The following is a 21,748-nucleotide window of genomic DNA, read 5'->3' on the forward strand; positions in this document are numbered from 1 at the left end:
CAACAATTGGCCCCAAGTAACACCGGTCGGGATCAGAGTGTATTGGGACCCCTCCTTCGTTGTGGGCCTTCTTTTGGAGGTGCGCAGGGTCTTGCCGGGAGGTTGATAGACCAACCCTCTCCATGACCTGTACCGCTAGGATTGGCCTTTTTATGTATCAGGCCATAAATTATATATCCGTCCATAAAAGGGTATAAATGTTGTTTTTCAATTGCTTGCAAGGTTGAGGCTAATCACGAAGAAGCCCTGAAGGAAATAGAGGGGCTCATGGATGCCGGGCCCGGTCCGGCCGAGGCGGATCGCCCCGACGTATTGACCACTTTGGTGGAGGGGTATCGGGAGCGGGGCCATCCCGTTGTGGCCTCCCGCCCCGGTGGTGGCCATTCGCAACGCACCGGGAAGCCGGGGAGCGGCTGCGCAGGGTCTGGATAGGTGGTCCCCAGGAGAGGAGGGCGACCTCGGGAACAACCTGGCCCACCAGGATTGGCAACGGCCCCGGATAATAGAGCCAAGCCCTTCGCCCTCCATTCCCGGACTTGGTGGCCCCGTGGCTGTTCCGAAGGCAAAGAAGAAAATCAGGGACTGCCGCGGAGGCACCCCATAATTGCGCTTATAGGAAGTGTGTAGGGCGGGTCAGTCAGGCGACGCTTTCGTGACTCTTTCCAAACCGAAGGGTCAGATGTCCAAGAAAGCGGGTCAATTCCATCTGCTCATTAGCTGAATCACTTTTTCACGTGCACTTCCTCCTGGGGGCAAGTGGGTTCTACTAAGTTTGCCCCTGGTCAGGAAATTGGGGAACAGGTTAATCTCGCCTTGGCCAAACTCCGGTTAACCCCATTTCCCCCTTATTTGCCAATAGCCACAAAAAATGATTTATGGGGGGGCGAAAACGGGCAACATTCTCCGCTTAAGAAAAATCAAGCTCAGGAAGAGCTAAGCTTCCCTGAGACCGGTGTTTTCAATATCCTTCCGCCACAAAAGGGGATTTCGGAAGGTGGATTGCACAACGTTCCTCAAAGAATTCCTCTTCACCCATGCACGCCTCACGGGCAAGGAGGCCCGAACCGACGCCCGAGGTTGGCCCCTTTACGCCTACCGTTGCTCGGAAAAGGCCTACCAGGATGTGATGGCCATCCTGAAGGAAGTATTACCCCAGGGCTTTCGCGGCAGCCCTCCATTGGGCTTGGAGGCGTGTTTCTGCCTTTTTGCGGCGGAAACCTTTCGCCGAGAGCATAGCGGAGGCTCCTGGACGTGGGCGACGGTCTTCGATCCGTTAGATATGGAGCCACCCAGCCATCCAGTAATCGGAGGTTGGGTGGAGCGAGGGTTAAAAAAATGGGGGCGTGAGGTCCTACGAGGGGCAGAAGGGCAGCGGCTTTTCCTGGCCACTATCGCCTGCGAAGGCGGCCTTCCCTTGCGGCTTTTACAAAAAGAAGGGGCCAATCTCCGGACATTCTTCCGGCGCTTGCTCGAGGCCTATCACCAAAGTAGCGCCACCCAGAACGACATTGAGCGGCTCGCCAGAGAACATATCCGTTATCTGCCGAAAACCCTTCGTAACGAGGAAGTTGTCCGACTGGCGGCTAGCTTGATCGGTGGCACCGTTGACCTGCAGGACCAAGTTGGCGACGCCAGGGATCCCATTGCCACCCTGGATGAGCAAGACCCGTACTGGCGTTTACAGCTACCGCTACGTCTTGAGGATGAGGTGGCTGCCTCCCTGTTCCAAAACCTGGTGGAGGATTCCCGAACGATCGCCAGGGCTGCATCGGCCCGCCCTTTCTGGCACGGCACCCTGGTGGAAACGAGTCCGGGGCAATTCAGCCCACGAAAGGTGCTCCATTTTCCCGAACGGCTAAGCCGCCCCGATATCGAGCATTGGCTCGGCTCGTCGGAATACGCCCCACCCCGGATTCGCCTTCAATTGGAGACCCCGAGAGGACCCGAACCGGTTGCGGTTTTGACCCTGTTCCCCAGAGAGGGCTCGGAGGACATCTACCGTCGGGAGTGGCTCCGCCGGGATGGGGTGGTGCTTAAAGGGGCAGGGGTGGAAGAAACCCACGACATCCTTTTTCACGATGGCACCCAGGCGGTAGAAATCGACCTGCAAAACGGGATCCCCTGGGGGGAATCCCCCTGGGTTTTCTCGGAATCCACCCGGGAACGGGGATGGGTCTGGGTGGCGGAGGGCTCCGTCGATGCCCGCAGCGAAGAGGTCCTCGTGGCGATCCCGGCGTCCTGCCGGCCGGATCCAGCCTCTGACGCCAGCTGCGAACATAGGGGAGAATTAACCGAATCAGCTCGCCCCGTTTACCGTGTGCGGGGACGCGTTGACTTCTTCATGGAAGATGGTGCCCGCTACCGGATTCAATGCGGTGCCCCTCAGGATACGACCGAGCCACCCCGCCTTGGCGGCCCCCAGCTCACCGGGCTTTTAAACCAGCGCCCGGTGTTCCTGGGCATGCCCGGATTCTATGAAAATGCCGGATTTGGCCAACGCCGGGCCGCCAACGAGGAACCCCAGTGGCGTCCCGTCGGTGGAGACACCGGCTGGAGCAGCAATTTCTCCGGTTGTCTGGGGCAGGTTTGGATCAGGCTTGTCGATTCCGTTACGGGTGTCGAGCGCCTCCGTCGCCAGGCGGACGTGGTTCCCCCTGAAACCACCCTGAGCCACCAGCTCGGCTCCAAAGGGAAACCGGGTTATTACGTCATGAAGGGCCTGGCCCCTATGGAACCCAAGGTGGTTGAGCCCGGAACGGTTCACCTCGAGACGTGGGAAAGCACCAAAGACGAACTAACCCTTCGGTGTGATCCGGTCCAGAGCCATGCCTTGGCCCCCGTCCGGGTCCGCCTCTCGGTACCCGGAACCTATCCAGTAGAGCTTAAGCTTCCCTACCCACAGAAAGGAGCGATGTTCCAGCTCGAAGGCCATCGGGCAGAAGCAGGCGAGCTGGTTGCCCTCGACCGCCTATACGCCCTTTATCTCATTCTGCAGCACCCGAGCGGAACGGAACGGTTTTTCCTGGAGGCCGAACTCGTCCGCGGAGGCCATACCCTAGGTGAGCAGGGGTTCTCTGCAACCCTTCCGCCCATGGAAGGGGGCCGAATGGAAACCAATCTCGGTCCATGGGTCGATCAGGTCAACCACTTGCTCGCCACAACTGACCACCCCAACGCCTTCGTTCGCCTGATGATCTGTTCTCAATGGGGCCAGGAGCTAACCAGGGTCCACGTTGCCCAGTACGACATGGGAATTTACCCGGATCGGGAAGAAGAGACGATTGAGCTAGCTTACGCTGACATTCAAAGGCTTGGGGAAGACTGGTCATCGCGAATTTCGGTGAGCATGCTCCCCCTCTGGGAGCCGGGGCGGGAGCCCCGGTCACTTTTTCCCACCGACGACACCCCCGGTATCTGGCCCATTCCGGAGGATCTGGAGCCCGGCCCCTGGTGGGTCATCGCCCGGGACGGCGACTGGGCCAGATTCCGGCCGCTCCTGTGGACCGTTACGAACGGGCACCGCGAAGACATGGATGCGGAGACAGGCGGACTTTCGGCAGCGGTCCGGGAAACTGATTCGGACCGCCGGATCTACCAAATTGATGAGGCCCTTCAACGGCTTGGAGCGGAACCCGAGCACGAGGACTGGGAACTTCTTCTGGAATACGTGGCGTTGGCCACGGAATTTTCTCCCAAGGCACTGGATCCTCTCAGGCGCCTCGTTCTCCATCCTACAACGCTCGCAATGGCCCTGTTGCGTGCCGACCAGGAACGCTTCGACCGGCTAATGCTTTTCCCCACGCAAATGTCCTTTGCCTGGGGCCTTTTACCGGTGGGTGCCTGGCACCAGGCTGCCTCTCGGTACTTCACTCAGCTGGGTGAGTCCCTGGTGGGAATCGACGGTGCCGAGGACATCCTGTGGCAAACCTTCACGGGGTTTCGGGAACGCGCTACGAAGGTGCGGCCCTATTTCGACTCCCTCTGCGACTGGCTCGGGGAAAGCCTTTTCCCCGGCCGCGGTCCAGCCAACAACTCGCTAAAGCTGACTCGTCAGATGCCGGCGGATTTCATCGACCACCACGTCGCCACGGAGATCGAGGCCCTTCAAGGCCGGCATGACGCCGACGAACGGTGGCCCACGGGGGCAGAGGTCATGGAGGCAGCGGACGGGGGCCTTCTGAGCGAGCGGTTCCGGTTTGCCGATGTGACCGGCATCCAGCGTCCGGTGAAATGTGCTCCCTTTGTCGCAGCCTCCTTTGCCCTGAACCACCACGGGGACCAAACTCCGGGGCTCGTCTACGAACTTCGCCTGATTCGCGGCTTCGACCATGAGTGGTTCGATCGGGCCTATTCCATCGGCCTGACTTTCGGCCTCGCAAAAGGCAGGGAAGAAATGAGGAAAACCTCGTGAACGCAGCCAAGCGGTTTTACGGCAACGCCGTCAATCGGCTGGCAAAGGGGTCCAGCCAGGCCGTGCTCGGGTTGAGAGGATTTCGTAGCGAACCATTACGCGACCACCTTCGCGCCGAATTCCAGCAGGCCCCCGGTCATGGCAATGCTCTTCTCGCCGACCCCGTTTTCGAGGCCGCGTATGGGTGGGAGCCGTCGGGGCGCACGATGGCAGACCTTCGGGGGAATCTCCTGCACGGCGAAGCGATCAAGGCCCTGGCGAACCCTGTCCAGAAGGACCTGACGGAAGATTTCTCATTTCCCGAGGCCCGGCAACCTTTCACCCATCAGCTCCAGGCCTGGCAGGCCCTCAGGGACACGGAGAACGGGCGGCGTTCGGTGCTCGTCACCAGTGGCACTGGATCGGGAAAAACGGAGTGCTTCCTGGTCCCCATCCTGGATGACCTGACGCGGGAACTGGCCGAGAACCAGAACGGCGGCCAGGAGGGTGTGAGAGCTGTCTTCCTCTATCCCTTGAACGCCCTGATCAAGAGCCAAAAGGAACGCCTTCAGGCTTGGTCGGAGCCCTTCGAAGGCAAGATTCGGTTCTGCCTCTACAACGGGGATACGCCGGACCAGGCCAAGAGTCCATGGCAATGCGAAGTACCAGACCGCCGGACCCTTCGAGATTCGCCCCCGCAAATCCTGGTCACCAACCCAACCATGCTGGAATACATGCTGGTGCGGGCGGAGGATCAGCCCATCGTGGCGAAATCCCAGGGACGGTTGCGCTGGATCGTCATCGACGAGGCCCACACCTACCTGGGTTCCCAGGCTGCGGAACTCACCCTGCTTCTCCGCCGGACAATGCATGCCTTTGGCTGCGCCCCGGGCGATGTGCATATCGTGGCCACTTCCGCAACCCTCGGGAACGACGACGAGGCCTCCTGGCGGGAACTGGAACAATTCCTAGCAGACCTTGCAGGAGTGGATACCACCCAGGTCACGGTAATCGCCGGCAAGCGCGAAACACCGGAAACCCTGAGGGCCCGTCCGGATGCCGGGGACACGCCGCCATCCCCATCTTCCCTCGAAACCGAGGATGCCCGGTCCCTGTACCAGACGGTTTGCCAGGAGCCTGCCCTGGTCCGGTTGAGGGACAGCCTGGTTGAGCGGCCCCGAACACTAACCCAGCTTACCCATGTCCTGTTCGGGGAACAGGGCGCGACCAATCAGCAGGCAACCCTGGAGCTACTCGACGCCTGCAGCCGTGCCAGAAATGAGCAGGGGCGCCCCTTCCTGCCGCTGAGAGGCCATCTCTTTCACCGAACCCTGCCAGGGCTCTGGGTCTGCGCCGATGCCCATTGCTCCGAAAAGGCGGGCACCCCCTTGGAAAAAGAGGACTGGCCCTTCGGCGCCGTCTACCTCGAACGACGGGAGCATTGTCGGTGCGGTATGCCGGCCTTCGAACTAGTCCAGTGCATGGGTTGCGGGGCGGAGTATTTGCTGGCCCAGGAACGAGCCGGTAGGGGGGACGGGGAATATTACCTCCGGCCCGTCGAGGACCAGAACCCAGAGGACGAATTCCAGCAAGACCTAGAGCCGCTGGAATCGGAAACGGAGAACCAATCCGAAACACCCGAATGGGAAGCCGGGAGGGGCCTCCTCCGTCTAATCACGCCCGAGGACCATGCGACCCAGATCCAGGTGGGTCTCGGCCAGGACGGCCAGCTGGACTGGTCCGGCAACCAATCCCGGATCGTGAACCTGCGCGCCCCCGACGACAACGGTCTTTCCTGCGGCAACTGCGGCGATCACCAGGGGACGGGTCCCGCTGAGCGCCAGTTCCGGCCGGTTCGGGTCGGCGCCCCGTTCCTGCTCACTTCGACCACGCCGACCCTGCTCTCGTTACTGCCCGAGTCCGGAGAAACCAACACCGCGCAGCCCCTTGAAGGTCGTCGACTCGTGACGTTCACCGACAGCCGTCAGGGGACTGCCCGCTCCGTCATCAAGGCCCAGCAGCAGATTGAACGGGATTACGTGGGGAGCCTCATTTACCACAGTCTAGCCGCCAGCCGGGAAACCCAACCCGACACGGAGACCATTACCAAGACCAAAGACCAGATCGCCGCTCTGGAACAGGCGGTGGGTAGCAATCCGAACCTTAAACAGCTCCTTGACGAGCAACGCGCCCGGCTGGAACAGCTGAAGACACCATCGGCCCCCGAACTGGGGTGGGAGGAGATGGCCGGCAAGCTCATTAGCGCCCAGGACTTCTCCACCTGGATGTCCCAGGATCTGCGCGAGCTCAGTTTCCGGAACCTGTCGGAACGAGACGTCGCCGACCTTTGCCTCTACCGGGAGTTCTTCCTACGTCCGAAGCGGCAATACTCCCTGGAGGGCCTCGGGTTCGCCCAGCTCCGTTATCCGGCTCTTGAATCCACCACGGTTCCGGCGGTACTCCAACAGAAGCAAGTCCCCCACGCGGAATGGGTCAACCTCCTTCGGCTTGCGCTGGACACCTTCGTCCGGAGCGGCGCCCCTTCGGTGGAGATTCCGGCCAACGTCCGGCGCTGGCTCGGCTACCCTGGCAAGCCGTCCCTGCTTATTGCCCCCGATTCGGGCGACAGAAAAACCCATCCCGACCAACGTTACTGGCCTTCCAGCGGCTCCCGGAACGCCCGGCGCAATCGACTGATTCGTCTGCTTTCCCACGCATTCGGCCTAGACCTTGACGAGGAATCGCACGCCCGGTTCCTCGACGAGGTTTTGACGGCGATGTGGAAGGCCCTAACGGGAACCGGGGTACTTTCCCCCACCGAAGGGGGCTTTCAGCTAAACCTCAAGAAAGCCGCCCGGATTCGTGGCGTGGAAACGGCCTGGCTCTGTCCGGTTACCCGGCGCCTTCTCCCCGTGACCTTTATGGGATTCACGCCCTATCTTCCCGACCTGCCAGCCCCCGACTCCCTGGCCGAGTGCAGGGAGGTGCCCATGCCGCAGCTTCCCTTTCCCTTTTGGCAGGGCGCGGACCAGACCGACCCGGAATCCTGGCTCGAAAGCGACGCCTCGGTTACTCATTTGCGCGTGCTGGGAGGCTGGACCGACCTAAGCGACCGGATCGCCCGATTCAGTCGCTACTATCGGGCGGCGGAGCACTCCGCCCAGCTATCCGGGGCCGAGCTGACGCGGCGTGAACGGGAATTCAAAGAGGGCCGAATCAACCTGCTCAGCTGTTCCACCACGATGGAAATGGGCGTGGACATCGGTGGCCTCTCGGCAGTCGCCATGAACAACGTCCCGCCCCATCCCGCCAATTTCCTGCAACGTGCCGGACGGGCCGGGCGCCGGGGGGAGTCCGCAGCACTGAGTTTCACCCTTTGCAAGGCCACCCCACATGGGGAGGCGGTTTTCCGCAACCCGCTGTGGCCCTTCAATGCCGAACTGGCTACCCCGCGAGTTGATCTGCGGAGCATTCCCATCGTCCAGCGCCACATCAACGCCCTGGCCCTCGCCACCTTCCTGTCAGCGAATGGGCCCGACAGCGTTCCGCGCCTCCGGACAGGCTGGTTCTACGAAGCATCGGGGGAGGAGGACCAGCGTTCCACGCCAGCGGAGCGCTTCATTTACTGGTGCCGGGCGCCCGAGTCCTGGCCGACGGATCTTCCCCGGGGTCTCAAATCGCTGACTCGGGGCTCTCAACTAGAGGGCATTACGGTTCAGGAATTGATGGATCGGACCGCCGAAGCCATGCAGGCAGTCTCCAGTGAATGGCTAAACGAGATTAGGGGGTTGCTCGCCCAATACCGGGAGCTGGCAACAAAGGATGGCCAGTCCAAACCCGAGATCGCCCTGAACATGCGGCTCGATCGCTGGCGCCGAGAGTACCTCCTTCGCCAACTGGCCAACCAGGCCTTCCTGCCAGGGTACGGATTCCCGACCGGCGTCGTTCCGCTGGTTACCACGACGGCCGAAGAATTGAACCGGGACAGGGCGAGTAATCCCCAGGGCGAACGCGAGGATAATCGCCAGCGCCGGGCCGGTTATCCTACCCGGGATCTGGCCGTGGCCATGCGGGACTATGCGCCGGGGACCGACACCGTGCTAAACGGCCGGGTCTACCGGAGCAGCGGGGTAACTCTCAATTGGCAGCTACCGGTCGAAGCAGAGGGGGCCCCCGAGATCCAAGATTTGCGCTGGATCTGGCAATGCGCGGTGTGCGGCGCCAACGGTGTCAAACTCGCTCGGCCGGATACTTGCCCCGCCTGTGGCTCCGAGGCAGCGAAACTGCAAACGGACCGCTTCCTCCAACCCGCCGGCTTCGCCGTGGATTTTCGCTCCACGCCCCACAACGATGTCTCGGTACCCCAGTACATCCCCGTTCGAGAGCCCCTGATTGCCATGCACGGCGCGGAATGGATGATGCTCCCGAACGCTCCCCTTGGACGTTTCCGGACCACCCCCTCCGGAACCCTTTTCCACCGATCCGACGGCATTAACGCGAATGGTTACGCGCTCTGCCTGCGTTGCGGCCGGGCCGATTCGATGACCGTGGACGGCGACCGGCCTTCCAGTCTGGACGGTCACAAACGCCTTCAAGGGGGGAAACTCAACGACCAGGAACGGGTGTGTCCCGGCAACGAGGAGAGCTGGGCCATCCTGGACAAGGTCCTGCTTGGGGCCACCTATGCCACCGAAATCTTCGAGTTACAACTTCAGGACGCCTTCGGGAACCCGGTGAAGGACAGAGCAGCAGCCTATACGCTGGGCGTAGCGCTCCGCCGGGCCTTCTGCAACCGGGTTGGCATCGAGGAAGGCGAGCTCGGAGCCACGGCCGCCGCGAGCCGTGACCAGCACGAGAACCGGACCCAGTCGTTGTACCTGTACGATACCGCCAGCGGCGGAGCCGGCTACGCCAGCCAGGTGCCCGGGGTCCTCCCCGAGCTGTTAAGAACAGTCAAGAGCGAGGTTCTTTCCTGCCCTAACGACTGCGACTCCGCATGCCAGGCCTGCCTCCTGACCTACGAGACCCAGTTCCAGGTCGACCACCTGAACCGCCACAAGGCATCGGAGGTCCTCACCGAGGAGTTCCTGGCCGCCCTCCAGCTCCCGGAAGAGTTACGACTGTTCGGCGAGCGGAGCCACCTCGAAATCGAGCCATTGGCACTGGCCGTGGAAAGGGAGTGGCAACGCCGTCCGTTTACCCAAATCCGGTTGTTCCTGGGGGGCTCGGCGAACGAGTGGGAACCCCTTCATTGGCGCTTCCTGGATACTCTCCGACGTTTGAAGACCGCCGATGTCGAGGTGACGTTAGTCCTGGACCGGGGTTGCCTGGAAGAGCTGGAGCAAAGTCAGCTGGACGAGTTGTTCGCCATCGCCGCCGAAACCGATGCTTACCTATACAGTCTCCCGGCCGAACCGCCAATCAGCGGAGACAGCCGCCTTCCGTTGGCGGTTGAAATCGCCGATTCCAACCACGTAAAGCGATGGGCCACGTCGGATCCGAAGGCTCTGGTGCCCGCCCCATTCTGGGGAAGCGGGGACACCGGCGCACGATTCATTCAATCTCCATGGCAGGGCGACACCCTGACCGAGTTAAAGACCGCCAACGCCATTCAACCGGAAGCCCTGAGGCCGCAACCAAGCCCCGGGGTCACCGAGCTGGAGATTACCCATCAGCTAGACGGCAGTCTGGAAGGCTTCGGAAGAAGGGCCTGGACTTTGATTACCGAACAGGTTCCAGATCTGGCCAGCCTGCTGTGGGGGGAGGCCGAGTTAAGCTATGTGGCGTACTCGGACCGCTATCTCCGGTCTCCAATACAGGTGGTCCTGATGGAGCGCCTGATTGCTGGGCTAAAGGATTATCCGGGAGGCTTGGGGGCAGGGACGGAGATCCATGTCCTGACAACCAAACTGGGAAAACCACATTTCCAGGAACCCAGAGCCTGGTCTCACGATTGGCAGGATCGCCAGGACAGAGACGACGTCGCTCGCGCCGTGCTCACGGATAACCCCGGAACCGTTTGGTGGGAGGTAAAAGACCTTCACTCGGTACCTCACGCCCGGATCCTGATTCTGGAGTGGACCGATGGCACTAAATGGGAAATTCGGCTCGACCAGGGAGTTGGTTACTGGCGTGAAGATTCTGCCCAGGTGGGCAGTTTCCCCTTCATGGCCTCAATCTCTCGCCAGGTAACCATTCTTGGGGAGGCCAATTTCCAGGTTCGCCCCCAGCACGCCCACCACCCGACTTTTTGGTACGCCTTGAAGAAATAGTGGCAGGTCACTTCTAGCGAAAAAGTCCAGGGGTGGGCCAAGGGGTGGAATTTTCCGTACTCCACCGACCAGTGGATCTTATTGGAGTCCCCATCGAACAAATCCCGAGCCAAAACCAGCACCCGAGCCACCCGAGCGGCGGCCCATTGACGTCATGGATACATCCAAGGGTGCCAGGAGATGGAAAGGCTTCTTATTCGGGTGCTTGACGGCGGCATCGCCTGATTCATGCGGGTGTGGCGTCTGACCCATCCGAAATGGAAGGAAGCCGCATTCACCAGGGAGGGTGGCCGCATTGCGGGAAGACGGTGGAACCCCCCAGGCTGGGCTGCGATTTATTGCGCGGCCAGTTTGGCTCTGGCCATGTTGGAGGTGCTGGTCCACTTGGCTGCGGCATCTCGAGGCCTAATTTTTCTGACGTATCCAGTCCAAGTACCTGATGAGGCCACCCGTACGCTGCCGGACTCGGAACTCCCGGCACACTGGCGGCAAGAGCCGGCTCCTGAAAGCACCCTGAGTCTGGGAGAGGGCTGGTTACGCCGGGGCGACACCCTTGCCCTGCAGGTGCCCTCCGTAATCGTTCCCCAATAGACCAACCTTATAATCAACCCAAACCATCGGGACTTTGACCAGGTCGTGGTGGGCCCCGCTGCAGAAGTCGGCTTCGACAGCCGATTCTGGCAGGGGTAGGTTGACCGGCCCGGTATTAAAGATCACTTCCTAATTCTCCACACCCCCATTACCCGGCCATATGAAGCGGAGACGCCGGAGCCTGAACCTCCTACTCCCGCTTGCTAACGTCTTCCCGTAGCCATTTGCGCGCCTGGGAGCCCGTGGCCGGTTCTTCGGCCTCCGCAAGACCCAGCAAGGCCTTCCAGTCCCGGACCGGGAAGGGATCGCCCTCGGTACCACCGCTTCCCGTCAGATGCGCCTGCAGAGCATGGGTGACCGGGGAGGCAACGAGGTTCAGGACCTCCAATATTACACTTATGGGACCTAATCCACCCGGGCCGTTCGGCGCAGCGCCTTGGCCCAGCGATTCGGCTCGCCGCTCGGCGGCCTAAAGGTGCGATCGCGCCTCTCCCAATTCCTGCCTTAGCCGGTTGGCTTCCTGGGCAACCACTTCCGTCCATTTGTTGGTTTCCATCTGGGTCCGCCTGGGCCTGCTCCGGCGCGGTCCGTTCGTACGTGGCCTGGGGCTTGGGCCGCGGACAGGGTAGCTTGCCAGATTCCCCGGACCAGGCCCTTGGCTGCAGGTTTGCCGGCAGGGGGCAGCCCGGTGGCGGGCTGGCGGGTTCCCGCCACCGGCGCGATGCTAGTGGGACAATACGATGTAGCTCTCGCCACCAATTTGCTGCCGTACCGCCTTCCGGGTTGGCTTTGTGCCTTTGCCTACAAAGGAGTCGGGGCGGCGCGGTTTGGGAGAAGGTGGTTGATGGCGCCATTTGGCGGTTGCGCGGCTCGGCCAAAGGGTTCGAGGGCTTCTTGGGCAGGGGGGCGTTTGGGCCTTCCGCCGAAATATGCCTGTTTTACCGCGTGATGGGTGCCGGGGGAGGGCGAGTGGTGAGGTTGGGTGGGGATTGGTAAGTCCGGTGGTTGTGCTTGTCATTTTAGTTGCGCATGACAAGTTTTTTACTGTTTTGACAAGAATTATTGTCGAAATGTTTTTTTGTTTGGTTTTCTAAATGTAAATAGTTATTATTGAGTCTATGTGGTGGTAGCCTTTCTGTAGTTATAGTTGGTGTGGCTGCCATGTATTCGGTTGGGTGTTCTGGCTACGGACTCCACCTCGGATTGGTCGAATCCTTACAAGAGAAAAGACCGGAGGACAGTAATGGACCGTGTGGTCATCGCGGACATCGACGGGGTACTCAACCGGTCCGGAGCGCCGTTCCCACCGTTCGGATGGTACGAGCCTCGCCGAGGCGAGGACGGCCAATGGGGCCTGGCACTGCCGACGGATCCGGTGCGTAAGTTGGCCACCTTCCTCGCGGTTTTGGACGAGGGCCCGGTCGCACGACTGAGAACTCTGGCGGAAGGCAGCGGCGCGGGGCTGGTTTTATGCAGCGGCTGGCGGAAATTCGTCCCTCGTCGGCTCATCCGGGATGCCCTGGCGGCTGCGGGGTGGCCGGATCCCCCTATCGTGGCCTATACCCCCGTCCTGGGTCTTGCCGGGCGAGGGGATGGCATGGCCCGGCGTCGGGCCAGCGAGATCCGGCAATGGCTCGAGCATAACCGGCCCGAGGCTTGGGTCGTGCTGGATGATCTTCCCCTGAGCCGCTACCTGGAAAATGCCATCCAGGTGAGGGACGGCCGGGGGCTGGAAGAGGCCGAGATCCAGAAGGCTTATTCCGTTTTGATCCCCTGAAGCTGCGGGCGCCGGGGCCATTAGCGGTCGATTGCCAGTTCCCGGACGGGAGGGTTGGAAAGCAAGCGCCGGTTCAAATCCCGAAGGTTTTAGCTCTGATTAAGCCAGTTATCGGGCCTAGCCCTCGGGTATGAGGCCGGTCCCGAGGATGGCCTGCTTGGCCCTAGTACCTTGGATGCGGTCTGGGCATGCCGGGCGGATGGGGAAGGGATGGCCGGTGGCGGCATCGATGGCGGACTCTTTGTCCAAATTGGAGCGGGGTGGGGCCGCAATCAGGGAAGCGGGGCGACCGGCAACCCCAGGGGGAGTTAGCCCCCGGAGGGCTCCAGGTTGTCGATTGACAACCATAACGGGGTGCAGTCAGAATCTATCACTAGATGGAGGGTGAATGTCGAGGAAGACGCATTCGAAAAAAGAGGTAGAGGACGCCCTGCGCTACGCTGAATCCAGAGGCTGGAGAGTGGAGGTGGGCGGAGGCCATGCCTGGGGGAAAATGTATTGCCCCTACAACCTGCAAGAATGCCGCTGCGGAGAGCACTGCATATCCTCTATCTGGAGCACCCCCAAGAACCCGAACAACCACGCCAAGCAGATCCGTCGGGTGGTGGACAACTGTATTGGCGAAAGTGGTGAGACCAAGGGGTAAGGCCATGAAGGAATACGACTTCACGCTCAAGTTCCGGCTCGGAAGCGCCAATGAGGATGCCGAGAAGTACGTGGAGGCGCTTGCGGAGGCGGGATGCGACGATGCCCTGGTGGGGGTGGGCCAGAATGGCCGGGTCTCGCTTCACTTCATCCGGGAGGCGGATAGCGCCATGGAGGCCCTCAGCAGCGCGGTCACCGATGTGCGCAGGGCCATCCCGGACGCGAAGCTGGTCGAGGCTGACCCCGACTACGTGGGCGTGACCGACATCGCCGACTTCTTTGGGGTGTCCCGCCAGTATGTGCGCAAGCTCATACTGAGCAAGGGAGCCTCGTTCCCCGATCCGGTCCACGAGGGAAATCCGTCCCTCTGGCATCTGGCGGATGTTCTGAGATGGTTCCAAGAGGAGGGACAAAAAGGCTTCTCAAGCGAAGCCCTGGAGGTTGCTCAGGTCACCATGCAACTGAACGTGCTCAATTCCTGCGTGAAGGCTTCTGTGGTTTCTGGGAACGGCTTTTATTTCCACGCTCAGGTGCCTAATGAAGAGCTGCGAGCGGCCATGGGCTGAATCGCCGGCCTGGGTATCAGGAGAAGGGCACCCGCATGGTTCGGGTGCCCTTCTTTGTTGGGGCAGGGGGAGGCTAGGATCGAGGCCTCAGCTCGGAGGTTGCTTAGGCGGCTGGATTCCGGGGTCTGAGGGCATCATCATGCCGGTCGGTCAATGCGGGAGAGGCAACTACCGAGGATTTCTCGGTAGTTCGCCAGGAGGGCCAAGGGCAGGTCCGCAGAACCGTTTGACACTATAGCCTGGACGCCATCCTGGCCGCAGGTTACCGGGGTAAGCTACAAGAAGGGGGAACCGGAGGACTTGGACTTCCTGTAACCGGATTTATGGGGCCCAACTTTCTGCTTCGGCAAATGGAGTAAAGAGGGGGTGGTGAGCCCCGTGCCTGGCTCTGGAAAGGGACAACCAGGAACGAAATGATGACGCTAAAGAAGGGCTACGCTAGCGCCCAAGGCTCGGGCAGCCTCGGCTAGTCCTTGGTCGAGGGTTCGCAGGTGGGCACCATGATTGGCAGCAATCGCTAGGTGCAGAGCGTCTCCCGAACGCAACCCCGTAGCATGCTGATCGGCGAAACGGGCAGCGGTATGGAATTCTTGGGGTGACACGGAGAGGCGGGCGAAGGATTCCTCGACCAAGGAATTAAACATGGCGAGCGCCTCGGCTCGATGCTCCGGGGGGAGCGCTCCGTTGCGAACCTTCAGGGAGAGCGCTCCGGAGAACTCGGTAACTACCCAGTCGCTGATCACCATATCGGCGGGGTCCTGGTTCGCTAACCACTCCTGCATCTCCGCAGTACGGGGCTCGTTGGTCAGCGCAGCCACCAACAGGCTGGTATCCAGATAGAGCACTAATAGCGCTCGCTTTCCCGGTACCGCCGCATGAACTGTCCAGCCCCCTCAGGTTGGTAGGGCATGTCAGCGGTCAGCCGGCGAAGCGCTTCCAAGTCAATCGGCTTTCGCGGTTTCTCAGGGGCGGACAACCGGCCCACTGCTTTACCGTGCTTGGTGATAATTACGGTTTCACCCGCACTGGCCAACTCGGTCAATTCACTCAGATGGGCTTTGGCCTCGCCCAAGCTTACTTGCTTCGTATCCATGGCCCCCTCCAGACCAGATTTTTGGTCATATTATGAATTAAGCCTAATCCCCCTTCAATCTTGGTCAAGAGGCCCCTGGAGTTGCCCCGTTTCAGTGGACAGGTAACGGTTTGGTTTACGCGGCGATCCGCCAGGCGGTTTCATAGGCCTTCGGGGCCTGTTGGCCAAGGGCGGAATGGCGTCGCCTCGGGTTGTGCCAGCCCTCGATGAATTCGAAGAGTGCCCGCTTGGCCTCCGTGTGGTTTAGGAAGCGCCGGCTGTCGACTCTGAATCGCCGTCTCCAGGGCGTTTAGTACCAGCTCAGTGCGCTCCTCGCTGGTCAAGCCGTCCGTGCGCTGGCCGGCGTCCCGCTCCGCTTGGAAAAACCAGTTGCGAAAGGTCCGGGCCGAGGGCTCAAACTCCTCGGCTAACTCGTGGGAACTGCGGCCCGCTCGGACCAGTTCCACCATCTGTTCCCGGAATTTCGCGGAATACCGGGGTTGCGACTTGGCCATCGTGGACTCCTTTCAAGCCAAAGGGTCAGGTGCCCACGAAAGCGGGTTAACTCCACCGTACCGCTTTGGGCAAAGGTTTAGAGTGTTTCCTTAAAGGGGTGACCCCTTTCTGCTGTTGGAAGAATCTATACCCAGGCCCTGGATCTTTCGGGTGAGGGTGTTCCGTCCCCATCCCAGGAGGGCCGCTGCCTGTTGGCGGTGGCCGCCCGTGTAGGCCAGGGCCTCCTTGATCAAGACCCGCTCGAGCTCTTCCTGGGCCCGGTTTCCCACCCCTTTTTCCCCTTTTTGCAAATGGCGCCGGATGTTGAAGGCCAGCGCGTTTTGCCAGGCTTCGGCCTGGTTCCCAACGCCGGTGGGGCGGAAGGGGTCCGGCAGGTCCTCGGGATGGACCAGGGGCCCCGGGGCCATCAGGGTGATTCGGCGGCAAAGGTTTTCGAGCTCCCGGACATTGCCCGGCCAGGATTCCCCCTGCAGCAGTTTCAGGGTTTCCGGGGCCAGCTGCTTGGGCTGCAGGTCCAATTCTCCGGCCATCTCCCGTAGGAACCGCTGGGCCAGTTCCGGGATGTCCTCGCGCCGCTCACGCAGGGCCGGCAGGTGGATGGGGACCACGTTGAGGCGGTGGTACAGGTCCTGGCGGAAGCGGCCGTCCGCGATCAGCTGCGACAGGTCCCGGTGGGTGGCGGCGATCACCCGAACGTCGGCGGTGAGCTGGTGGCGTCCGCCCACGCGCTGGAACTCGCCCTCGGCCAGCACCCGCAGCAGCCGGGTCTGGAGGTCGGCTGGCATGTCGCCGATCTCGTCGAGGAACAGGGTGCCGCCCTTGGCTTCCTCGAACCGTCCCATGCGTTGCTCCACGGCGCCGGTGAAGGCGCCCTTCTCGTGGCCGAACAGCTCCGACTCCAGCAGATCGGCCGGCACGGCGGCGGTGTTCAGGGCTACGAAGGGGCCGGTTGCCCGCGGGCTGTGGCGGTGCAGGGCGCGCGCCACCAGCTCCTTGCCCGTACCCGATTCGCCGGTGATCACCACATTGGCCTCGGAGCCCACCAGCCGGCCAATGGTGCGGAACACTCCCTGCATGGCCGGGGCCTCGCCGATGATCTCGGGCCCCTCCTGGCTGGCCTCGGCCGGGTCCCCGCGTGCCGGCGCTTGGGCAATGGCGTGGCGGGCCAGCGACACCGCCTCGGCCACGTCGAAGGGCTTGGGCAGGTACTCGAAGGCGCCTTCCTCGAAGGCGGAGACCGCGGCGTTCATGTCGCTGTACGCGGTGGTCAGGATCACCGGCAGCTCCGGCTCCCGCTGGCGGATGCGGCGCAGCAGGGCGAAGCCGTCCTCCCCGGGCATGCGCACGTCGGAGATGATCAGGTTGGGACGCTCCTCCCCAAGGGCCCGACGCAGAGCGCTGGCCTCCTCGAAGGTGCGCACGGCCATGTGGGCCTCGGTCAAGGCCTTCTCCAGTACCCAACGGATGGAGGGATCGTCGTCGATTACCCAGATGGTGGGGTTCATAGGTCGCGATACCTGCCAGGGTGGGGCCCCGGCCCCCGTCGGGGGCCGACCTGGGGGCGAATAAAACGACCTCCCCGAAAACCGGGGAGGTCGCGGTCAAGCCGTACCGGCGCCATGGAAGACCTGCTTCCGCAGCATTCACACGCTGTAGTAGAGGGCGAACTCCATGGGGTGGGTGGTCATGCGCACCTGGTCCACCTCCTCCCGGCGCAGCTCGAGGTAGCCGTCGATGGCGTCATCGGTGAACACCCCGCCCTTGGTCAGGAACGCGCGGTCGGCGTCGAGTGCGTCGAGGGCCTCTTCGAAGGAGCTGGCTACGTGGGGGACCTCGGCGACCTCCTCGGGAGGAAGGTCGTACAGGTTCTTGTCCAGCGCCTCGCCCGGGTCGATCTTGTTCTCGATACCGTCGATGCCGGCCATCAGCAGGGCCGCGAAGGCCAAGTAGGGATTGGCCGTGGGGTCCGGGAAGCGCACCTCGATGCGCCGGCCCTTGGGCGAGCTAACGGCCGGAATGCGGATGCTTGCGGAGCGGTTACGGTTGGAGTAGGCCAGCAGCACCGGGGCCTCGAAGCCGGGCACCAGCCGCTTGTAGCTGTTGGTGGAGGCGTTGGTAAAGGCGTTGATGGCCTTGGCGTGCTTGATGATGCCGCCGATGTAGTAGAGCGCCTCCTGGGACAGGCCGCCGTATTTATCCCCGGCGAAGCGGTTCTCGCCGTCCTTCCAGATGGACTGGTGGACGTGCATGCCGGTGCCGTTGTCGCCCACCACCGGCTTGGGCATGAAAGTGGCGGTCTTGCCGTAGGCGGCGGCCACGTTGTGCACCACGTACTTGAACTTCTGCAGCTGGTCGCCTTGGCCCACGCACTCGGTGAAGCGGAAGCCCACCTCGTTCTGGTTGGCGGTGGCCACCTCGTGGTGGTGGATCTCCGGGGTGATGCCGATTTTCTGGAGCGTTAGCGACATCGCCGAGCGAAGATCCTGACTGGAGTCCACCGGAGGCACCGGGAAGTAGCCGCCCTTCACCGCCGGGCGGTGGCCGCGGTTGCCGCCCTCGAAGTCGGCCCCGGAGTTCCACACCCCTTCCTCGGAGTCGATCTGGTAGCCGCACTTCTCCATCTTCACGTCCCACTTCACCGAGTCGAACATGAAGAACTCGGGCTCGGGGCCGAAGAAGGCGGTGTCACCGATGCCGCTGGACTGCAGGTAGGCCTCGGCCCGCTTGGCCACCGACCGGGGGTCGCGGTTGTAGCCTTCCATGGTGTCCGGCTCGGCCACGTCGCAGGTAAGGACGATGGTCGGCTCTTCATAGAAGGGGTCGAGGAAGGCCGAGTCGGGGTCGGGAACCAGGAGCATGTCCGACTCGTGGATCTCCTTCCAGCCGTCGATGGAGGAGCCATCGAAGGTGAAGCCTTCCTCGAAAGTGTCCTGATCCAGGCCGTGGGCAGGCAGGGTCATGTGCTGCCATTTGCCGCGCGGATCGGTAAAGCGAAAGTCGATGAAGCGCGCCTGGTTCTCCTCGAGCATCGCGAAGACTTTCTCGGCACCTTGGGCCATGGTTTGCCTCCTTCAATGGTCGGAAATGTCATTGGGGGCGTTTGCATCAGGTGTGCCATGCCGTAGATGGGACAAAACGGGCGGTTTCTGGCGGTCTCCGGGCCCTTTGGATGCACCGATAAAGTACATGCAATGGAGCGTTGCCCTCTTATGGGGCAAGGGTCTGCGAGGGTTCCGTTGGAGAGGGGGGCCGGGGGCAGTCCAAGGCAACCAGGCTGCCAGCGGGCCCTGAAGGAAGGCGCAAAGGGAAGAATATTGGCCCTGGTTCCGGTGGGTGGGGGATTGGCATAGAAGGTGCAGCCAGCCGGGCGTTACCAACCAAGAGGAGCGCCGCCATGGATAAGCTGGCTATGACCGAGACCATCATGGCCGCCAAGGCTGACAAGGGGTGGAGCTGGGAGGAGATTGCCGCCCAGGTGGGCCTCAACCCCGTCTTCGTCACCTCCGCCTGCCTGGGGCAGAGCAGCATGCCGCGGGAATACGGGGAGAAGCTGACTGCAGCCCTGGGGTTGTCCGGTGAGGTGGTTGAGGCCCTGGCGGTCTGCCCCATGAAGGGGACGGAGCAGGCCGTGCCCACCGACCCGCTGGTCTACCGTTTCTACGAGATCATGCAGGTGTACGGCACCTCGGTTAAGGAGATCATCCACGAGAAGTTCGGTGACGGCATCATGTCGGCCATCGACTTCACCCTGGATGTGGATCGCCAGGAGGACCCCAAGGGCGACCGCGTGGTGGTGACCATGAACGGCAAGTTCCTGCCCTACAAGATCTGGTAGAAGGCTGCTGCTTACGCGGGGCCCGTTCCTCCCTCCGAGGCCCCGCTCCCGGCCCGGCGGAGTCCGTTCCGCCGGGTTTTTGCGTTGCCGGGCCGGGCTTAATCCAGGGCGATGGCCAGGGCCAGGAGAACGGCCAGGACCGCGGACACCCCCTGCCAGAAGCTCTCCGGATTGCGCTCGATCAAGGGTGGCCGGTGGGCGTCCAGGAATTCCCGGCGCGGGTGGCGCAGGTCGTAGGCGAGCTCGTCCGCGTCGGCGTAGCGGCGTTCGGGATTGGGGTGGACGGCCCGGCGCAAGGTGGCGTCCACCCAGGCCGGGAGGCTCCGATTGCGGTTCAGGGCGGGCTCGTACTTCAGCTTGTGCTGCGCGGCCCGGGTGCGGGCCTTGGGAACCTGCGTCCCGTAGGGGAGGGTGCCGGTCAGCATCTGGTAGGTCACCACGCCGAGGGAGAACACGTCCGATCGGACCGAGCCAGCGGCACCGAGAAAGTATTCGGGGGCGGAATACTGCTCGGTGCCCAGCAAACGGTCCCCGGCGAACAGGGCCCGACCGTCGGTGAGGCCGGCCAGCCTCGTGGATCCCAGGTCGATGATGCGGGCGGTGCCGGCCTCGTCGATCAGGATGTTATCCGGGCGGATGTCCTGATGCACCATCTCGTGGCGATGGAAGGCGCGCAGTCCGCGGGCGATCTGCCCCACGATGTCCCGGACCTTCTCCAGGGGTGGATCGGGGTTGTCCCGCATCCACTGGGTCAGCGTCCGGCCCTCCACGAACTCCATGATGAGATAGGTGTAGCTCCGCCGCCGCTCGGGCAGACGGGCCTTGATCACGTGGGGGCTGCTGATCCGGCGGGCGATCCACTCCTCGGTCAGGAATTGGTCGAGCAGGACCGGATCGTTCTTCAGCTCTGCCGTTGGGGTCTTGAGGGCCACGCGGGTGTTCGACTGGAGGTCCCGGGCGAGGTAGACGTGGCTGCGGTGGCTTGCGTGGAGCTCGCGCAGGATCTCGAAACCGTCCAAATGGGCGCCGGGCTCCAGCGCAGGGGGGAACGGCAGCTCCGCCCGGCGCCGCTGGTGCTCCTCGATGTCGTCCTCCGGGAGGGCTTCAACCCGGATCAGCTGGGCCGTCAGATTGTCGGTGCTGCCCTGCTGGTAGGCCTCGTTGACCAGGGTCTTGGCGGCTGCGTCGAGGTCGCTGCCGTGGCGTCGGACGGTTTCGGTCAGGACCTCGGGGGCGAGGTGCTCGTAGACCCCGTCGGTGGCGAACAGGAAGATGTCGTCCCGCTCCAGCGGCAGGCTCCAATAGTCGATCTCCACGTGGCGGTCCACGCCCAGGGCCCGGCCCAGGTAGCCCTCGTTCTGGGACAGCCAGATGCGGTGGTCCTCGGTGAGCTGCTCCAGGCTGTCGCCACGGAGCCGGTAGATGCGGGCGTCGCCCACGTGGAAGATGTGCGCCGTGGTGGCCTTCAGGACCATGGCGCTCAGGGTGCAGGCGTAGCCCCGCTCCCGGTCGTGGGGATGGGCCCCCCGCCGGCTCAGGGAATGGAGCCAGGAATTGGTGGCCAGGATGACCTGTTGGGCCGATCGCTTCACCGACCACGCCTCGGAGGTGCAGTAGTAATCCTCGAGGAAGGATCGAACCGCGGTCTGGCTGGCGATCTGCGCGACGTCGCTGCTGCTGATCCCGTCGGCGAGGGCGATGGCGGCCCCCTTGGCGCGTAATTGTGGCTCCCTGGGGAGGTAGGCCGCGTAGAAGTCCTGGTTGACGCTCTTGCGGCCCTTGTCGGAGCTCTGTCCCACGGTGATCTCGAGACGGTCGGGCATGTTTGAACCCAGGACGGTCGGTCAGGCGGATGGGTTTGGCCGGGAGCCCCGATGGTGGCAAAACCGGCCTGCTTACACGGCCGGCGGTGCAATGGCCATGCCCCATCGGTAACGGGCGCCGGCAGGACCCTCGGGCCCGCGATCGCCCCAAATTTGTGCCTGCATTTTCCCCTTGCACCCTTTTGGTAGGCGGCTGGCCACGCTTCAGCGGGGCCGTGCCCCCCCTTCCGATCCCGGCAGCCTCTGGGGCTCGGTCTCGAA

The 21,748-nt window shown here is 62.6% G+C and carries 13 protein-coding genes; 7 read left to right on the top strand and 6 right to left on the bottom strand.

What is annotated here, in order from left to right; translation table 11 throughout:
- Window positions 1-994 precede the first annotated feature (994 nt).
- The 6 genes from AN478_RS13950 (at window position 995) to AN478_RS07060 (ending at window position 14,241) form a co-directional block, all read left to right on the top strand.
- Window positions 995-4,411 (top strand): STY4851/ECs_5259 family protein, encoded by a 3,417-nt coding sequence (locus tag AN478_RS13950; protein ID WP_218137470.1) that lies wholly within the window; start codon window positions 995-997, stop codon window positions 4,409-4,411.
- Window positions 4,408-10,662, top strand: coding sequence for a DEAD/DEAH box helicase (locus AN478_RS07045; protein WP_054965920.1), 6,255 nt, complete (start codon window positions 4,408-4,410; stop codon window positions 10,660-10,662). Before AN478_RS13950 ends, AN478_RS07045 begins: the two co-directional genes overlap by 4 nt.
- 228 nt (window positions 10,663-10,890) lie before the next feature.
- Entirely contained in the window at window positions 10,891-11,253 is a 363-nt protein-coding gene (locus AN478_RS14850) for an RES family NAD+ phosphorylase (protein ID WP_082432934.1), read from the top strand.
- Window positions 11,254-12,496: 1,243 nt separating this feature from the next.
- Window positions 12,497-13,030, top strand: a complete 534-nt coding sequence (locus AN478_RS07055) for an HAD domain-containing protein (RefSeq protein WP_054965922.1) — start codon at window positions 12,497-12,499, stop codon at window positions 13,028-13,030.
- A 388-nt stretch (window positions 13,031-13,418) separates the two neighbouring features.
- Window positions 13,419-13,676, top strand: coding sequence for a hypothetical protein (locus AN478_RS14410; RefSeq protein ID WP_074471295.1), 258 nt, complete (start codon window positions 13,419-13,421; stop codon window positions 13,674-13,676).
- A 4-nt stretch (window positions 13,677-13,680) separates the two neighbouring features.
- On the top strand, window positions 13,681-14,241 hold the full coding sequence (locus AN478_RS07060; protein ID WP_074471296.1) for a helix-turn-helix transcriptional regulator: 561 nt from the start codon (window positions 13,681-13,683) through the stop codon (window positions 14,239-14,241).
- Between the two features lie 422 nt (window positions 14,242-14,663).
- On the opposite strand, the gene AN478_RS07065 is transcribed toward AN478_RS07060, so the two are convergent.
- The 5 genes from AN478_RS07065 to glnA all read right to left on the bottom strand — a co-directional run bounded on the left by AN478_RS07065 (window position 14,664) and on the right by glnA (window position 18,888).
- Window positions 14,664-15,086: a type II toxin-antitoxin system VapC family toxin gene (locus AN478_RS07065; RefSeq protein WP_054965923.1), complete on the bottom strand. Its 423-nt coding sequence runs from the start codon at window positions 15,084-15,086 to the stop codon at window positions 14,664-14,666.
- A complete protein-coding gene (locus AN478_RS07070) occupies window positions 15,086-15,334 on the bottom strand; it encodes a type II toxin-antitoxin system Phd/YefM family antitoxin (RefSeq protein ID WP_054965924.1) in 249 nt (82 codons plus the stop codon). The genes AN478_RS07065 and AN478_RS07070 overlap by 1 nt, the downstream gene beginning before the upstream one ends.
- Before the next feature lie 140 nt (window positions 15,335-15,474).
- Entirely contained in the window at window positions 15,475-15,828 is a 354-nt protein-coding gene (locus tag AN478_RS14855) for a transposase (protein WP_074471297.1), read from the bottom strand.
- Window positions 15,829-15,918: 90 nt separating this feature from the next.
- On the bottom strand, window positions 15,919-17,334 hold the full coding sequence (ntrC, locus tag AN478_RS07075) for a nitrogen regulation protein NR(I) (protein ID WP_054965925.1): 1,416 nt from the start codon (window positions 17,332-17,334) through the stop codon (window positions 15,919-15,921).
- 138 nt (window positions 17,335-17,472) lie between these two features.
- Entirely contained in the window at window positions 17,473-18,888 is a 1,416-nt protein-coding gene (gene glnA, locus AN478_RS07080) for a type I glutamate--ammonia ligase (RefSeq protein ID WP_054965926.1), read from the bottom strand.
- 335 nt (window positions 18,889-19,223) lie between these two features.
- Between glnA and cynS the strand changes: the two genes are divergently transcribed.
- Entirely contained in the window at window positions 19,224-19,664 is a 441-nt protein-coding gene (cynS, locus tag AN478_RS07085) for a cyanase (protein ID WP_054965927.1), read from the top strand.
- A 98-nt stretch (window positions 19,665-19,762) separates the two neighbouring features.
- Here the strand turns inward: cynS and AN478_RS07090 are convergent, their stop codons facing one another.
- Window positions 19,763-21,487 carry a bifunctional protein-serine/threonine kinase/phosphatase gene (locus AN478_RS07090; protein ID WP_054965928.1) on the bottom strand — a complete coding sequence of 575 codons (1,725 nt, stop codon included), beginning with the start codon at window positions 21,485-21,487 and terminating at the stop codon, window positions 19,763-19,765.
- Window positions 21,488-21,748 lie beyond the last annotated feature (261 nt).

This window comes from Thiohalorhabdus denitrificans (genome assembly GCF_001399755.1).
GTDB lineage: Bacteria > Pseudomonadota > Gammaproteobacteria > Thiohalorhabdales > Thiohalorhabdaceae > Thiohalorhabdus > Thiohalorhabdus denitrificans.

Coding starts and splice junctions, on each gene's coding strand:
- cynS (WP_054965927.1), top strand. CDS start 19,224: ATGGATAAGCTGGCTATGACCGAGACCATCATGGCCGCCAAGGCTGAC.
- ntrC (WP_054965925.1), bottom strand. CDS start 17,334: ATGAACCCCACCATCTGGGTAATCGACGACGATCCCTCCATCCGTTGG.
- AN478_RS14410 (WP_074471295.1), top strand. CDS start 13,419: ATGTCGAGGAAGACGCATTCGAAAAAAGAGGTAGAGGACGCCCTGCGC.
- glnA (WP_054965926.1), bottom strand. CDS start 18,888: ATGGCCCAAGGTGCCGAGAAAGTCTTCGCGATGCTCGAGGAGAACCAG.
- AN478_RS07090 (WP_054965928.1), bottom strand. CDS start 21,487: ATGCCCGACCGTCTCGAGATCACCGTGGGACAGAGCTCCGACAAGGGC.
- AN478_RS14855 (WP_074471297.1), bottom strand. CDS start 15,828: ATGGCCAAGTCGCAACCCCGGTATTCCGCGAAATTCCGGGAACAGATG.
- AN478_RS07060 (WP_074471296.1), top strand. CDS start 13,681: ATGAAGGAATACGACTTCACGCTCAAGTTCCGGCTCGGAAGCGCCAAT.
- AN478_RS14850 (WP_082432934.1), top strand. CDS start 10,891: ATGCGGGTGTGGCGTCTGACCCATCCGAAATGGAAGGAAGCCGCATTC.
- AN478_RS07070 (WP_054965924.1), bottom strand. CDS start 15,334: ATGGATACGAAGCAAGTAAGCTTGGGCGAGGCCAAAGCCCATCTGAGT.
- AN478_RS07055 (WP_054965922.1), top strand. CDS start 12,497: ATGGACCGTGTGGTCATCGCGGACATCGACGGGGTACTCAACCGGTCC.